This window comes from Frankia sp. QA3, from assembly GCF_000262465.1.
Taxonomy (GTDB): domain Bacteria; phylum Actinomycetota; class Actinomycetes; order Frankiales; family Frankiaceae; genus Frankia.
In genome coordinates, this window is record NZ_CM001489.1 from 3868069 (window position 1) to 3882144 (window position 14076).

Consider the following 14076-nt stretch of genomic DNA (forward strand, 5'->3'; position numbering starts at 1 on the left):
TCCAGCCTCCGGCATGAACAACGCCCAGGTCAGTGCCGTTCGACCCGAACCGGGACGCCGGAGGTCACCACCGCCGAGGCCGACCCGACCGGATACGGACGGACAACGTCGGAAACGAGGGAGCGGATGTGGTCCAGCACGGTGTCGAGAGCGATCCGCAGCGGCGCCACCTCGCGGCGGGTCTGGGCAAGCAGCAGGCCGCCCTGCACGGCGGCGAGCAGGGTGACGGCGAGGCGCTCCGGGTCCGCCTCGCCGCGCAGCTCGCCGCGGGCGCGCATGGCCGCGAGCCCGTCACGGATGGCCCCCTCCCAGCGGGCGAACGCCGCCACCAGGGCCTCGCGCGCGACCGGATCCGCGTCGGCGAGCTCGCTGGCGAGCGACCCCAGCGGGCAGCCGCCGCGCAGGTGCAGACCCAGGTGGAACTCGACGAGCGTGTCCGCCCAGGCCGCCAGCCCCGCCAGGCTGTCCAGGCGGCTGAGCAGGGGCTGCTGGAAGGCGAGAACGGCCTCGGTCTGGTAGGCGACCACGGCGCGGACCAGCGCGTTCTTGTCCGCGAAGTAGTGGTAGAGCTGCGAGCTGCTCACCGAGGCGGCGACGCGGACGTCCTCGGTGCTGGTTCCGGCGACGCCGCGGGCGTACATCAGCCCGGCGGCGGCCGCGACGATCCGCGCGCGGGTGGCCTGGCCCTTGCGGGTGAGCCGGCGACCGTCCTGGCCGCCGACGCCGGCGGGGACGGGTGGGATCATCGACGAACCCTACCTCTCTGGAACCGACACTCCAGAATCCAGCGGCAGCGCCGCCCTCATCGTGGCCCGCCGAGCTCGCCGGTACCACCGGGATCGCCGGTACCGCAGGGATCGCCGGTACCGCAGGGATCGCCGGGATTGCCGGTACCGCAGGGATCGCCGGTATAGCCGGGCCGCGGCCGGCCGAGGGGCCCGACCGCGCGGCTCGGCTCCCAGTCCACGCCGTCCGATCACCACCCCTCCGTCATCGGGTGCGCACAGAATCGCGCCGAGGCTTAGGTACGGTTTCTGGCTTGAAACCGTGTCTAGACCTCGGCACGATCTGACCGCCTTATGGCCGGGAACGCGGGTGGTCAGGTCAACCGCCGCGGAACCGCGCCGCGCGTCGGGGCCCGAGGCCGAGTCCGGCTGGCCCAGATCCGGACGATCATGGTGTTCCGCGGAACCGGGCCGGGGCGGCGCGACGACGTCCGCGGCCCGCGGATGCCGCGGGATACCTCGTAGGGGTCGAGTCCGGATCGGCGACATGCGGCACCTCGTCGCCTCATCGGTCGGCGCCGCCGAGTTGCCCGGCTACCGGGCTCGGGGCGGTTTCGCCGCGGGAATGGCGGCGTTCGCCCGCGACCCGCTGAGCGGCTGAGTTCCCACCGCCACCGCGGCGGGGATCCCGGCCGTGGACGCGGCCAGCACCCGCACGCCGGTGATCGCCCAGGGATCCCGGGTGACGGCAACGGCCGGAGACGGCCCGACCGGTTGCGCGCCAGGCCCGATCGGTCGCACGCCAGGCCCGATCGGTCGCGCGCCAGGCCCGATCGCAGCGGCTGCGGCTGCCCCGGCGAGATCATCGGCCATGCCGGTGCCGGTGCCGGTGCCTGCGGCGGCGGTGCCGGCGGCGGCGGCCCGGGCGCGGCGTCGCAGCGCCACGACGAGCCCCGCCGCGGCGAGCATCGCGAACAGGATCGCGCCGAGCCAGGCTGTCGGCACGCCGACCAGTTTCAGGCCGCTGAGCGAGATCATGACGACGAGCGCGGGTCGGATGATCCGGCTGGTCGCCGGGCCGGCAGAGACCCGTGCCCCCAGGTAGACCCCGGGCAGGGAGCCGAGCAGCAGCGAACCGGTCAGGCCGAGTTGGAAGTCACCGAACAGCAGGTGCCCCAGCGAGGCACTGGCCACCAGGGGCACCGCCTGGGTGAGGTCGGTGCCGACGAGCTGGGAGGAGTGGATGCGCGGGTAGAGGCCGAGCAGCATCACGACGATGAGCGAGCCGGAGCCCACCGAGGTCAGCCCGACGACCAGCCCGCCGAGGGCACCGATCAGGACGGTCGGCAGCGGCCGTGGCCGGAGGTCGACCTCGCCCGCGCGCGCCGGCGGGCGGCTGCGGTCGACCCAGGACTTCGCCAGCATCCCCGCCGCCGCGAGGACGAGCAGCACCCCCATGGTGACCTTGATCCGCTCCTGGACGGCGTCCCCGTCGCCGAGCGCCCGCAGGATGAGCACGCCGCAGAAGCCGGCCGGCACCGAGCCCAGGCACAGCCAGCCGACGAGGCCGCGGTGCACCGTGCCGCGGCGCAGGTGGACGGTGGCGCCGACCGGTTTCATCACCGCCGAGGCGACCAGGTCGCTGGACACGGCGGCAAGCGGCTGGACGCCGAACAGCAGCACCAGCAGCGGCGTCGTCAGCGCACCGCCGCCCATGCCGGTCATACCGACGACGAACCCGACGACGAACCCGGCAAGCGTGATCAACGGATCGAGATCCATACACCGCCCACCTTCCCCATGCGCACGATAGGCATCGTGAACAATTCCCACGAGGGCGGCGACAACTCACGCGACGGGCCGCCGACCTGCGCCGACGGCACCGGACGGGGGCGGTTGCGGGGCCGGCGGGGAGACCGGGCGGATCGGGTCAGTCCACCGCGAGGCCGAGCGCGGTCGCGACGACGATGGCCTGCCAGGGGTCGATGCGGGCGCCCCGCAGCGTGACGGCCAGGGGATCCAGCGCGGACAGGTCGCTGCCGCGCAGGTCGGCGCCGGACAGGTCGGCCCCGTCCCACAACGCGCCGGAGAGATCGTTGTCACGCAGCGTCGCGCCATCGCAGCGCGAGCCGGTCAGGTCGGCCTCCCGCATCCGGACCCCGACGAAGGACGCGCGACTCAGTTTTGCCCGCGGCAGACCAACAAAGGACCAATCCCCGCCACCGACCTTCATGAGGTCGTGCGTGCATCCGTCGAACAGGCTGCCGGTGAACTTGCACGCGTCGAAGCTCGTGTCGAAGAAGGAGCACCGGACGAAGACGCAGTTGATGAAAGCGGTATCTGAATAACCCGATGCGTTGAAGCGGACCCCGCGGAAGGTGCACGAGTCCAGAACCGCACCCGTGGTCGGCACCTCGGTCAGCTCGAGGTCGACGAAGGCGACGTGATCATGCGACTGCCCCGAGAGATCCCCGCCGACCTCGGCCAGGGCGCGGACGGTATGGTCGACCGCGGGCGTCGATGGGCCGTATTTCCGAGCCGGCACGCGGCACCTCCCCCGGCGACCGGTAGACGGACCGGCCGCACATGTCGATCAAGATCCGGGCTAAGCCTACCGGCCGCCACTGGAAGTGTGTTCCACGCCACATAGTCCGTAGTCGATGTTTCCGGCTCGGGGTGACGATGAACACGATCCAGCGGCCGGCATACGGCGGAAAATAGTTAGTGGAGACCGACGTGCTATCGGGGATAAGGTCTCCGCGGCGCCAACGGGCACCGCTGGGAGTCAAGAGGTTGAGCGGAGAAGGATCGTGAGCACGGACAGCGCCCGCACAGGGCATGCCGACGAACCGGAACGGCTCGAGGGGCGGCAGAGCTCCCCGCACCGCGTAGTGATCATTGGCTCGGGTTTCGGGGGCCTGTTCACCGCGCAGGCTCTTCGCAAGGCGCCCGTCGAGATCACCCTCGTCGCAAAGACCACTCATCACCTGTTCCAGCCCCTGCTCTACCAGGTGGCCACCGGCATCCTGTCGGAGGGCGAGATCGCCCCGACCACCCGCGAGGTGCTCAGCCGGCAGGAGAACGCCCAGGTCGTCCTCGGCGACGTGACCACGATCGACGTGAAGGCGAAGACCGTCACGTCGCAGTTGCTCGGCCGGACGACGGTCCACCCCTACGACAGCCTCGTGGTCGCCGCCGGCGCCGGGCAGTCGTACTTCGGCAACGACCAGTTCGCCACGCACGCGCCGGGCATGAAGAGCATCGACGACGCCCTCGAGCTGCGCGGTCGGATCTTCGGCATGTTCGAGCTCGCCGAGGGCTCGACCGACCCGGCCGACATCGAGCGGCTGCTGACCTTCGTCGTGGTCGGCGCCGGCCCCACCGGCGTGGAGATGGCCGGCCAGATCGCCGAGCTGTCGCGGCGCACGCTGCGCCGCGACTTCCGCAGCATCGACCCCACCAAGGCCCGGGTGATCCTGCTCGACGCCGCGCCCGCCGTGCTCCCGCCCTTCGGGGAGCGGCTCGGCGCGAAGGCCGCTGACAAGCTGGAGAAGATCGGCGTCGAGGTGCAGCTCGGTGCCAAGGTCATCGACGTCGACGCCACCGGCATCGAGGTCGAGGACAGCGACGGCACCCGCCGGCGGATCGACTCGGTCTGCAAGGTCTGGGCCGCCGGTGTCGCCGCGAGCCCGCTCGGCAAGCAGCTCGCGGAGCAGACCGGCGCCGGCATCGACCGCGCCGGCCGCGTCGAGGTGCTGCCCGATCTCACCCTCCCGGGCCACCCGGAGGTCTACGTCATCGGCGACATGATGAGCCTCAACCGGCTGCCGGGTGTCGCCCAGGTCGCGATCCAGGGCGGCCGCCACGCCGCGAAGGAGATCCAGGCCTGGGTCGCCGGCAAGCAGACCGGCCGGCCGTTCAAGTACAACGACAAGGGCAGCATGGCCACCATCTCGCGGTTCAGCGCGGTGGCCAAGATCGGCAACATCCAGTTCAGCGGCTTCTTCGCCTGGCTGGTGTGGCTGGCCGTGCACCTCGTCTACATCATCGGCTTCAAGCACCGCCTGACCACGCTGCTGCACTGGACGGTGAGCTTCATCGGCCGGGGCCGCTCGGAGCGCACGGTCACCGAGCAGCAGATCTTCGCCCGCGCGGCGTTGGAGCGGCTCGGGGAGAACTTCGCCCCGTCACTGCCGCCCAAGGCCGACGAGGCCCCGTCCTGGACGGGCGCGGCCCGCACCCAGGTCCCGCCCCAGGGCACGGAGAGCCGGGAACCCACCCGGGTCTAGACCACCGGCGTCGCACGGCCCAGGCCGCGTAGCCGCAGCCGCACGCACCACCACACGACCGCCCGGTCGGGACGAACTCCCGCCGGGCGGTCGTCGTGTGTGCCGCGACGTGGGATGTCAGCCGGCCGCGGCCGGGGCGGGGATCGCCTCCGTCGCCCGGGCGAGCAGCTCCCGCAGGGTGGCAAGCTCGGCGTCACTGAACGCGGCGGCGAGCCGCTCCTCGACCTCGAGTGCCGCGGCGTCGGCGCGCCGGAACAGCGCCTGGCCCGCCCGGGTCAGGCGGGTGACGAGGACCTGCGCGTGGTCGCCGGACGGCTGCCGCTCGATGAGCCCCTTCGCCTCCAGCCCGGCCAGCACGACGGCCATCGTCTGGGGCGTGACGTTGCTCTGCCGGGCGACCCGCGCGCCGGAGATTCCCGGAGTGGCGGCGATCGCGACCATCGCCACGTACTGCGCCACGGTGAGGCCGAACGGCCGCAGCACCCTGGCCTTCTCCGCGATCAGCACCTGCTCGGCCCGCTTGATCGCCAGGCCGAGCCGCTCGGCCCCCGCGTCGACCGGGCGGGATCTGGCGGCCACGGTCCTCACTGCGCCCGCTCGACTCACTGGGGTGGGCGACCCACGGATGGCCGGAAGGGCCACACTGATCCGAGGCTACCGCGGATCGGAGAACCCATGACCGGCGTCGTACCCGGCGGCACCCCCGGCACCCTCAGTGCCTCGGTCGGCGCGGATGCGTCGCCGGGCACCGTCGGGCCGGCCACCATCCGGCGGCCCGAATCCCCGGCCCCCACCTTCGAGGGAGCTGGCGCACCCCCCGCCAGTGCCGATGTTCCGCCGGCCCATCCGACCGACGGCGGCCCGCAGTCCCCCGCACCGGCCTCGACCGTGCGCGCGTCGTCCGGACCGATCCGATCCACCGACCCCGCCGCCCGCCCCGACGAGGACAGCGCCAAGCCTTCCGCCGCCGTCGAACTGCCCACCGCCGTCGAACTGCCCGAGGCAAGCGACCCGCTCGGGACGAGCGACCCGTCCGCGGCGAGCACGCTACCGGGGGCGATCCGGCTGCCGGACGGAGGCTGGATCCGACCGCGCGGGCTGCGCCACCCTCTGCCACCCGGCCCGCACCCCGATCGCGGCCTTTATCTGGGCGGCGCCCGGCTACGGCGGCGGCATGGCGGTCAGCTGCCCTGGCCGCACGAGTGGATCGACTGGCCGGACTTCCTCCTCCCGCGCAATCCCACGACGGCCGCCGCCCGCATCCGCGCGCTGCACGCGCACACGCAGACGTCCGACCGCATCGAGCTCGCCTGCGGCGGCGGCGTCGGCCGCACCGGAACCGTGCTCGCCTGCCTCGCCGTGCTGGCCGGCCTGTCCCCCGCGGACGCCGTCACCTGGACCCGCACGCACCATCACCCGCGAGCCGTCGAAACCCCCTGGCAACGCCGCTGGATCGAGCGCTTCCCCACCCTCTGACAGTTCCAGCCGATCGTCCCCCGCCTCGGCGCATCGCACCCTCTCCAGCTCAGCCCGAACCCGCCGCCCGACGATCAAGGTGTTCCGCGGAACCGCGCCGCGCCGTCGAACGCGAGCCCGCCGTCGCGACGCCCCCGACCCCACGACCACCATGCGACCTGGCCTACCCACACCCGCAGGCACGACCGACGGGTTGCGATCCCTCCAGGGATGATCACGAACTGGTGATCATGGGAGCAAGACATCCGATGGGCCTGTGACGTCAAGTCGTCGGGAGTGCTGGGGTGGGTTTGGTGGGGGTCCGGGGGCGGCCGACGATGACGGCGGCGAGGTCGATGAGGCGGTCGGCGTAGGCCAGGGCGTAGGAGCGGCGGCCGGGTTCGCAGGCCAGGCCGGTGAGGGCGAGGATGCCGGCGAACAGCACGATCAGGACCGCGGGGAGTGCTCCGGCGACCGGCTGCACTACGGCGCGTAGGCCGGTGAGCCAGGGGGACGGCATGGGCTACCTCCTCTATCCGGAACTCTTCATAGGGTCCTATTGGAGAGCCCTACCCACGATCGTCACGTGACGATCGATGGCTTCTTTTAGTGGTCAGGGTGTCGGGAAGTGCGGGGACGGCGGGATCCGCTGTCCTGGGTCACCGATCGGTGGTGTGTGGAAGCTGCGTGGCGCGTAGTTCGTGGGCAGTGCGGGTCGCTGTGGCCCGTACGCACAGCGCCCACCACAGCTGCCGCCAGCCCTTCAGATGGGTGCGGTTGTCGGCCCATTCCTCGTCCCACCGGTCCCGGTCGTGCTCCGGAAACTGTTGCACGGCCCGGGCCAGCAGGTGATCGACGAGTCGGTCCACGTTTCCGCACATCTGCGGTAGTCGCCGTCTCTCACCCCTGTTGTTAGCCCGGTGGACCCAGCCTCGCAACGAGCCGGACGCCCTTTCGCTCTGTCGAGATCCCGAAGCGCGCCGCGACCGCAAACGACCCGCGACGCCGTCGGCGACGCCGGCGATGACGCCGGCGGCGGCGCCGCCGGCGGTGACGGCGACGGCGACGGCGACGCCGCCGGCGATGACGCCGGCGGCGACGGCGGTGACGGCGACGCCGCCGGCAGCGCCGCCGGCGATGACGGCGACGGTGACGGCGACGGCGACGGCGTCGCCGCCGAGGCGGGGGGTCATGCCGTTCCTGTCTGGGGCAGAGCGGCGGGCTGGATGCCGAGGAGGCGCTGGGTGGTGGTGAGTGCCTCGCGGGCGGCGAGTGCGCCGGAGCCGGTCAGTTTGTACATCCGCCGCCGGGGCCGCTCGAGCTCAGCGGGTTCGCCTTCCTCCCAGTAGCTGGCCAGCCAGCCAGCGGCCTCGAGGCGAGCGAGGATCGGGTAGATCGTCCCGGACGGGAAACCGGAAGCCTCGGCGAGGGCGAAGCCGTAGTAGTCGGCGGCCGGGTTGTCGAGCATGAGTCGGAGGACCATCGCGGTGGGCAGCGTGATCCGCGGCCCGGTCTGTCGACGTTTCCCCATGCCCAGCAGCGTACACGAAACTCTTCATAGGGGTGCTGGGCTGGTCGTGGTCCGCATGATGATCTCGACTGGGTGGCCGGGCGGCGCGACCGCGCGGGTCAGGCCGCGACGGCTTGCGGTGGGCTGGTCGGGGAGGGGAACGCCGTCGCCTCGTCGTAGGTCAGGCCGTGGGCGAGGCAGTGGTGCAGGGTGCCGAGGAGTCGGTTGAACAGGTGGCGGCTGGCGGCGTTGTGCCGGTCCCCGCCGCCGCGGCGCCGGTCGTAGTGGGCCCGTGCCCCGGTCGAGCTGGTGAGGGCGCCGAAGGCCCACAGATGCCCGGTGGCGGCCAGCCGCTGGTTTTTGACCCGGCGGTGGACGACGGTGCGGCTGCGTCCGGAGGCGCGGGTGACTGGGCTGGAGCCGGCGTAGGCCTTGAGGTTGCGGGCGTCGGGGAAGCGGGTGCGGTCGTCGCCGATCTCGGCGAGGACCCGGGCGCCGAGGAGGTCACCGAGGCCGGGGAAGCTGGTGATGACCTGATGGTCGGGGTGCGCGGCGAACGTTTCGCGGGCGGCGTCGGCGAGGTCGTCGGCGGCCCGGCAGGCGGCGTCGAGGATGCCCAGCAGCGCGAGGGCCTGGCGGCCGAAGGCATCCTCCACCCCGCCCGGCTGGCGCAGTGCCGGTGCCCGCAACCCGGCGCGGATCATCTCCACCGACCCGTCGATCCCCCGCTTCCGGCCCGCGCGACGCAGCGCCGCGGCGAACCGCGGCCGCGAGCAGCGGGCGGCCACGGCCGGGGTCGGCGCGACGGCCAGGACCGCGCGGGCAACCCGGTTGGCGACCCCGGAGGGCTTGCCGGCGAACAGGGCCAGGAAGGCGGGGTAGTACTCGCGGAGCAGGGAGCGCAGTTCGTTGGCGATGCGGGTGCGGTCCGAACCCGCCGCCCGACGATCAAGGTGTTCCGCGGAACCGCGCCGCGCCGTCGAACGCGAGCCCGCCGTCGCGACGCCCCCGACCCCACGACCACCATGCGACCTGGCCTACCCACACTCGCAGGCACGACCGACGGGTTGCGATCCCTCCAGGGATGATCACGAACCGGGCCCAGCATCCGGGTCGGCGCGGACGAGCTGCGGTTGCGATCCCTCCAGGGATGATCACGAACGCCCGACGTGCCGGCGCCCGACGTGCCGGCGCCGTTGCGATCCCTCCAGGGATGATCACGAACTGGGCCTCGGACAGGTACACCGCCTCGACGGTCTGCGGGCGTTGCGATCCCTCCAGGGATGATCACGAACCCCATAGTAAAGCCGCAGGTCAGGGAGGATGCCTGAGGGGCGTACAACATGATCGTTGCAGCGGACCGGCGGTGATGCAACTGCCCAGGTCAGGGCGTTGATCCTTGCAGGCGAAGGTAGGCACTTTCCTCGGCCTCGCGTGTTCGGTCCGCTTCCCCGTGCGGTTCAGGCCGCCGGATCGGTAGGCACAATCATCGACTATCAAGGTACTGATATATCGTCGGGATATGACAGTCATCCCCGAGAGTCATCGTGATCTGCTGGAGCGGCCGCTGTTCGGGCATCTTGCGACGATCCGGCCGGACGGCACCCCCCAGGTGAACCCGATGTGGGTGCTCTGGGACGGCACCTTCCTGTGGTTCACGAACACCACGACCCGGCAGAAGTACCGCAACGTGACGGGGACGCCGCAGGTGGCGGTGTCCGTCAACGATCCCGAGGCGCCCTACCGGTACCTGGAGATCCGCGGCGTCGTCGAGCGGATTGATCCCGATCCGAACGCCGAGTTCTTCATGCGGCTCGCCGACCGGTACTCGATGCGGCTGGACGGGCCGCCCGCGGACGCGCCGCACCGGGTGGCTTACGCGGTCCGTCCGACGGCGGTCAGCTTCCAGTAATCCGTCCGCCGGAAGTACCGGCGCCGGTCCGGCCCTGGCGCAGGACACACCCCCGGCACCGGTGCCCGCCGGCTGAGATCCGTTCCCGACCGGGTTCGCATCCCGCTCACATGCGGCTGTCGCATCGTGGGTCTGCCAGCGCGCCGCAGCGGCGCGCGACGCCGGATCGGTTGGCGACCGAGTGCGGGTCGCCGGGTCCAGGCACGGCGTGCGGGCGCCCCTGGGAAAGGACGGCAGAGATGGGCAAATTCCTGACGGGACGACGGGGTGCGGGCGTGGCGGCGGCGGGACTGCTCGGACTCGGTCTGGGGGTCGGTCTCGGGTTCAGTGGCACGGCCGCGTCCGCCGCGCCAGCGCCGGTGCCGGCAGCGCGGACCGCCGCGGCGGCACCGGCCTCCGCGGCGGTGCCGCCGTCCACCGAGGACGACCCGAAGCCGGCCGAGGCACGCCGGGTGCGGCGCGAGCACCGCCCGGCCGAACGCAGCCTGCACGGCGAGGCGACCATCAAGACGGCCGAGGGCTTCCAGGTCATCGCCGGACAGCGCGGCAAGGTGACCGCGATCAGCCCGATCTCTATCAGCCTGACCAGCGAGGATGGCTATGCCGCCACCTACGTCATCGACGGCGACACGAGGTTCCGCGCCGACGAGAAGCCCGCGAAGGTCACCGACATCCACCAGGGTGCGACGGTCTCGGTCCGCGCCACGGTCGACGGCGGCACGCGCACCGCGACGATCGTCGCCGACCCCAAGGACTGACGCTGGGGCGGCCCGACGATGATCCGGGTCCGCCGGATCATTCGGTCAGGGTCGGGCCTGCCGTCGGCGGGAGTAGGCGGTCAGGCGGTCAGGCGGTCAGACGGTCAGACGGTCGGGGCAGGCGGTCAGGGCAGGCGGTCAGGGGTCAGGTGGCCGGGGTCGGGCCGCCGTCCGTCGGGTGTCCGGGTTTGCCCGGCCGCTGTCCCGGGTCGGGCGGCGGTTCCGGCGCCCGGACCAGGCGGCACCGGGGGCATTCCGCGCCGGGCCGCAGCATCGTCTTCAGGCCCTGCCGCGGCTGACGACCCCGATGTTCCGGGCACCGAAGGTAGAGGAAATCCGCCTGCACCGGCACCGACCTTTTCATCGCGGCGGAACCTTTCCGCTACCCCCGCATTCCCGGCATTTGATGTTGGCGTCGCCGTCGAAGAGTCCATCCTCGTCGACCTCGGCCTGCGGACGGGTCTGGTACCGGGTCCCGTTGCAGGATGGGCAGGTCATGAGGCCCAGGACGAGCTGCTCGTCGGGCGGCCGGAAGTACCGGCTGGATCTCTTGCGCTCTCTTGCCACGAGATCGAGGGTGCCCGGCACACCGAATTCCGTCCAGGCCATTCGGCCAGCGGCAAACGCAGGGGACAACGCCCCTCCCGACCGTCCCGGGAGGTTGCTCACCACACGGTCTCTGCATTTTAGGACGACCACTATCAATCTTGGTCAAATCTCCGGCCCGGTTGTTACGGGTGGCGCCCGCAATGCAGGCTCTCGCCGCCTGTGACGACGGGTCGCACCGGGCTGCGACGGTGGTGGCGAGCCGGTCATGGTGTCCTCGGCGTCCGCGTTCGTCCTGGTCTCATACGATGGCCGATCGAGCGACCTGATCCATCACGACAGCCGCCGATCGGGACGACGATCCCGCCCGGCGACCCGGCACCCCGGTCCGCCCCGTCCTGACCCGAGCCGCCCTCCGGTGGTGCGGGTGGAACGCCGAGCCGCGTCCGCCGGGAGAAGGACGAGGCCAGGATGATCGACGGCGACGCCCACGTACGGACGAACCGGGCCCGTTGGAACGAGATCTCGGACGACTACCAGCGCCTGAACGCCCCGCAGATACGCCGGCAGGCGTTCACCGGCGACATCTCCTGGGGGTTGTGGGCGATCCCCGAGTCCAGTCTCGGCGTGCTGGGCGAGGTCGCCGGGCGGGACGTGCTGGAGATGGGGTGCGGCGGGGGGCAGTGGTCGACGGCGCTGGTCCGCCGGGGCGCCCGCGCGGTCGGGCTCGACCTGTCGGAGCGGCAGCTGCTGCACAGCCGCAAGCTCGCCGCGGACACCGGGCTGACCTTCCCGCTGGTGCAGGCGAGCGCGGAGTCGGTGCCCTTCGCCGACGAGTCGTTCGACATCGTCTTCGCCGATCACGGCGCGTTCTGCTTCGCGGACCCGATGCGGGCGATGCCGGAGGCGGCGCGGGTGCTGCGGCCCGGTGGCCTGCTGGCCTTCAGCCACGTCAGCCCGATCTACGAGATCACCGTGCGGCCGGGCCGGGACACCCCCGGCACCCGGCTGACCCGGGACTACTTCGCGCTGCGCCTGCTGCCCGAGGCGGACGGCCTGGTCAGCGCCAACCTGCCGTACGGGACCTGGATCAGGCTGTTCCGGGACTGCGGACTGATCATCGAGGATCTGCTGGAGCCCCGCCCGCCGGCGCCTGGGTACGCCGGCGAGCAGGTGTACGACGTGGAGGCGGCGGGCGGGTCGACCCGGGACCGGGCCGAGCAGCCCGAGCGGGGCGACGAGGCATGGGCCCGGCGGTGGCCGTCCGAGTGCATCTGGCGCCTGCGCAAGCCGGCCCGCTGACCCCAGGATGAGCGGCCCGGAGACAACCGACCCGGACGCCACCGACCCGCAGGCGGCCGCCCCGGACATGACCGACGCGGACATGGCCGACGCGGACATGACCGACGCGGACATGGCCGAGGCCGGTCTGCTGACCGGCATGGCGCGGCTTGCCGGACGGCTGCGGCCGGGCCAGGCCGGCGGCCCGCCCGCCGTGGTGTCGCGGCGCGACGACCGGCTGATCGTGCGGTGCGGCGAGGTGGTGCTGAAGGCGCACGCCGACACCGCCGACCCGGCCCGCCTCGCCGCCCGGCTGCGCTTCGCCGCCCGGCCCGCCCTGCGCCCCGTGCTGCTCGCCCCGCTGGAGCTGGCGTCCGTACCGGGGACGTACACGATCCGGGTCGGCGGCCACCAGGTCAGCGCCTGGCCGGCCGGGGTGAGCCTGGGGACGGAGGACGCCGACGACGCTCCCTGGGAGCAGGCCGCGGCGTTGCTGGCCCGGCTGCACCGCGTCCCGGTGGGTCCGGCGGACCTGGCCGTGCTGCCGCCGGCCACCGTGCTGCGCCGGCTCACCGACCGGGTCAGTCGGTTGCGCCGCCACGCCGGTCACCCCCTGGTCGCCCCCGTCCTCGCCGCCTGGGCCACGCTGACCGAGCCCGCCCCGTCCGCGATCCGGCCTGGGCGGCCCACGACCGTCATCCACGGCGACTGGCACTTCGGGCAGCTCGTCAACCTGCCCGCGGCTGGCTGGCGGATCATCGACGTGGACGACCTCGGACTCGGGGATCCGGCCTGGGACCTGGGCCGCCCCGCCGCCTGGTTCGCGACGGGTCTGTTGCCGGTGGAGTCGTGGGCGCGTTTCCTCGGCACCTACACGGCGTGCGGCGGCCCCGCGGTGCCGGACCGGGACGATCCCTGGGCGACGCTCGACCTGCCCGCGCGGGCTCTCACGGTGGAGTACGCCGCCACCGCCGTCGCCGCCCGCCTGGACGCAGAACCCGCCGGCGCCGCACCCCGTTCGGGCGGCGCCGCCCACGTCGACGACCGCCACCTCGGTGCGGACGCCCGTCCTGGCGGCCGGCTCGGCGCCGACCACCCGGGGACCGGCCTGGACTCGGTCTCCCTGGCCTTCGTCGACGCCTGCGCCCGCATCGCGGGGACGGCCGGCGACGCGTCGCCATCCCGACTGTGCGGCGGATGATCTGAAGGCGGTCGGTACGCTACCAGCGACGTCGGATGTCTCCCGCACACCGAACGGCAGGTTGCGCCCGTGAGCTACACGCTGCAGTGTCCCAAGTGCCACGCGATGATGCGGACCTACAACCGCAACGGCATCCAGATCGAGCAGTGCGACGGGTGCCGCGGCATCTTCCTGGACTACGGCGAGCTGGAGGCGCTCACCCGACTGGAGGCGCAGTGGTCCCAGCCGGCCCCGCCCCCGCCGCCGGCGGCGCCGTACGCGCAGCCGGGGCACTACGCGCAGCCCGGCCACTACGCCCAGCCCGCCTGGGGGCACGGCCACGGCGGTCACGGCCACAAGCACGGCGGTTTCGCCCGGATGCTGTTCTCCTCCTGAGCGCCCAGCACTCCTCCCGAGTGC

General features: G+C 72.6%; 16 protein-coding genes and 1 CRISPR repeat array. Of the genes, 7 read left to right on the forward strand and 9 right to left on the reverse strand.

The window, feature by feature from the left end; genetic code table 11:
* Positions 1–29: 29 nt before the first annotated feature.
* The 3 genes from FRAQA3DRAFT_RS15840 to FRAQA3DRAFT_RS15850 all read right to left on the reverse strand — a co-directional run bounded on the left by FRAQA3DRAFT_RS15840 (position 30) and on the right by FRAQA3DRAFT_RS15850 (position 3270).
* Positions 30–746, reverse strand: coding sequence for a TetR/AcrR family transcriptional regulator (locus tag FRAQA3DRAFT_RS15840; protein ID WP_009740042.1), 717 nt, complete (start codon positions 744–746; stop codon positions 30–32).
* Positions 747–1319: 573 nt separating this feature from the next.
* Complete coding sequence (locus FRAQA3DRAFT_RS15845) at positions 1320–2507, reverse strand: sulfite exporter TauE/SafE family protein (RefSeq protein ID WP_009740043.1); 1188 nt, start codon at positions 2505–2507, stop codon at positions 1320–1322.
* A gap of 148 nt (positions 2508–2655) precedes the next feature.
* Complete coding sequence (locus tag FRAQA3DRAFT_RS15850) at positions 2656–3270, reverse strand: pentapeptide repeat-containing protein (RefSeq protein ID WP_009740044.1); 615 nt, start codon at positions 3268–3270, stop codon at positions 2656–2658.
* 265 nt (positions 3271–3535) lie between these two features.
* On the opposite strand from FRAQA3DRAFT_RS15850, the gene FRAQA3DRAFT_RS15855 reads away from it, so the two are divergent.
* Positions 3536–5014: an NAD(P)/FAD-dependent oxidoreductase gene (locus FRAQA3DRAFT_RS15855; RefSeq protein WP_009740045.1), complete on the forward strand. Its 1479-nt coding sequence runs from the start codon at positions 3536–3538 to the stop codon at positions 5012–5014.
* A 117-nt stretch (positions 5015–5131) separates the two neighbouring features.
* On the opposite strand, the gene FRAQA3DRAFT_RS15860 is transcribed toward FRAQA3DRAFT_RS15855, so the two are convergent.
* Positions 5132–5593, reverse strand: coding sequence for a MarR family winged helix-turn-helix transcriptional regulator (locus FRAQA3DRAFT_RS15860; protein WP_035921048.1), 462 nt, complete (start codon positions 5591–5593; stop codon positions 5132–5134).
* Between the two features lie 414 nt (positions 5594–6007).
* Between FRAQA3DRAFT_RS15860 and FRAQA3DRAFT_RS38775 the strand changes: the two genes are divergently transcribed.
* Positions 6008–6490, forward strand: a complete 483-nt coding sequence (locus FRAQA3DRAFT_RS38775; protein ID WP_051054593.1) for a protein-tyrosine phosphatase family protein — start codon at positions 6008–6010, stop codon at positions 6488–6490.
* A gap of 262 nt (positions 6491–6752) precedes the next feature.
* On the opposite strand, the gene FRAQA3DRAFT_RS15870 is transcribed toward FRAQA3DRAFT_RS38775, so the two are convergent.
* The 4 genes from FRAQA3DRAFT_RS15870 to FRAQA3DRAFT_RS15885 form a co-directional block, all read right to left on the reverse strand.
* Positions 6753–6989 (reverse strand): hypothetical protein, encoded by a 237-nt coding sequence (locus tag FRAQA3DRAFT_RS15870; protein ID WP_009740048.1) that lies wholly within the window; start codon positions 6987–6989, stop codon positions 6753–6755.
* Positions 6990–7128: 139 nt separating this feature from the next.
* A complete protein-coding gene (locus FRAQA3DRAFT_RS35115) occupies positions 7129–7662 on the reverse strand; it encodes a hypothetical protein (RefSeq protein ID WP_009740049.1) in 534 nt (177 codons plus the stop codon).
* Positions 7659–8000: a PadR family transcriptional regulator gene (locus FRAQA3DRAFT_RS15880; protein WP_009740050.1), complete on the reverse strand. Its 342-nt coding sequence runs from the start codon at positions 7998–8000 to the stop codon at positions 7659–7661. The genes FRAQA3DRAFT_RS35115 and FRAQA3DRAFT_RS15880 overlap by 4 nt, the downstream gene beginning before the upstream one ends.
* Before the next feature lie 98 nt (positions 8001–8098).
* Entirely contained in the window at positions 8099–8683 is a 585-nt protein-coding gene (locus FRAQA3DRAFT_RS15885) for a transposase (protein WP_232292124.1), read from the reverse strand.
* A 362-nt stretch (positions 8684–9045) separates the two neighbouring features.
* Positions 9046–9274: a CRISPR direct-repeat array (repeat unit 30 nt; unit sequence GTTGCGATCCCTCCAGGGATGATCACGAAC).
* A gap of 227 nt (positions 9275–9501) precedes the next feature.
* Here FRAQA3DRAFT_RS15885 and FRAQA3DRAFT_RS15890 point away from each other — a divergent pair.
* Both FRAQA3DRAFT_RS15890 and FRAQA3DRAFT_RS15895 read left to right on the forward strand, forming a co-directional pair.
* Positions 9502–9891: a PPOX class F420-dependent oxidoreductase gene (locus FRAQA3DRAFT_RS15890; RefSeq protein WP_009740052.1), complete on the forward strand. Its 390-nt coding sequence runs from the start codon at positions 9502–9504 to the stop codon at positions 9889–9891.
* Between the two features lie 239 nt (positions 9892–10130).
* Positions 10131–10649 (forward strand): hypothetical protein, encoded by a 519-nt coding sequence (locus tag FRAQA3DRAFT_RS15895; protein WP_009740053.1) that lies wholly within the window; start codon positions 10131–10133, stop codon positions 10647–10649.
* Positions 10650–11009: 360 nt separating this feature from the next.
* Here the strand turns inward: FRAQA3DRAFT_RS15895 and FRAQA3DRAFT_RS35120 are convergent, their stop codons facing one another.
* Positions 11010–11237, reverse strand: a complete 228-nt coding sequence (locus FRAQA3DRAFT_RS35120; RefSeq protein WP_157467405.1) for a hypothetical protein — start codon at positions 11235–11237, stop codon at positions 11010–11012.
* 429 nt (positions 11238–11666) lie between these two features.
* On the opposite strand from FRAQA3DRAFT_RS35120, the gene FRAQA3DRAFT_RS15900 reads away from it, so the two are divergent.
* The 3 genes from FRAQA3DRAFT_RS15900 (at position 11667) to FRAQA3DRAFT_RS15910 (ending at position 14052) form a co-directional block, all read left to right on the forward strand.
* Entirely contained in the window at positions 11667–12497 is an 831-nt protein-coding gene (locus tag FRAQA3DRAFT_RS15900) for a class I SAM-dependent methyltransferase (protein WP_009740056.1), read from the forward strand.
* 7 nt (positions 12498–12504) lie between these two features.
* Positions 12505–13677 carry a phosphotransferase family protein gene (locus tag FRAQA3DRAFT_RS15905; protein WP_009740057.1) on the forward strand — a complete coding sequence of 391 codons (1173 nt, stop codon included), beginning with the start codon at positions 12505–12507 and terminating at the stop codon, positions 13675–13677.
* Between the two features lie 81 nt (positions 13678–13758).
* Complete coding sequence (locus FRAQA3DRAFT_RS15910) at positions 13759–14052, forward strand: zf-TFIIB domain-containing protein (protein ID WP_035922990.1); 294 nt, start codon at positions 13759–13761, stop codon at positions 14050–14052.
* The last annotated feature ends 24 nt before the right edge of the window (positions 14053–14076 follow it).

Coding starts and splice junctions, on each gene's coding strand:
- FRAQA3DRAFT_RS15905 (WP_009740057.1), top strand. CDS start 12,505: ATGAGCGGCCCGGAGACAACCGACCCGGACGCCACCGACCCGCAGGCG.
- FRAQA3DRAFT_RS35115 (WP_009740049.1), bottom strand. CDS start 7,662: ATGACCCCCCGCCTCGGCGGCGACGCCGTCGCCGTCGCCGTCACCGTC.
- FRAQA3DRAFT_RS15885 (WP_232292124.1), bottom strand. CDS start 8,683: ATGATCCGCGCCGGGTTGCGGGCACCGGCACTGCGCCAGCCGGGCGGG.
- FRAQA3DRAFT_RS15890 (WP_009740052.1), top strand. CDS start 9,502: ATGACAGTCATCCCCGAGAGTCATCGTGATCTGCTGGAGCGGCCGCTG.
- FRAQA3DRAFT_RS15880 (WP_009740050.1), bottom strand. CDS start 8,000: ATGGGGAAACGTCGACAGACCGGGCCGCGGATCACGCTGCCCACCGCG.
- FRAQA3DRAFT_RS15900 (WP_009740056.1), top strand. CDS start 11,667: ATGATCGACGGCGACGCCCACGTACGGACGAACCGGGCCCGTTGGAAC.
- FRAQA3DRAFT_RS15870 (WP_009740048.1), bottom strand. CDS start 6,989: ATGCCGTCCCCCTGGCTCACCGGCCTACGCGCCGTAGTGCAGCCGGTC.
- FRAQA3DRAFT_RS15845 (WP_009740043.1), bottom strand. CDS start 2,507: ATGGATCTCGATCCGTTGATCACGCTTGCCGGGTTCGTCGTCGGGTTC.
- FRAQA3DRAFT_RS15840 (WP_009740042.1), bottom strand. CDS start 746: ATGATCCCACCCGTCCCCGCCGGCGTCGGCGGCCAGGACGGTCGCCGG.
- FRAQA3DRAFT_RS15895 (WP_009740053.1), top strand. CDS start 10,131: ATGGGCAAATTCCTGACGGGACGACGGGGTGCGGGCGTGGCGGCGGCG.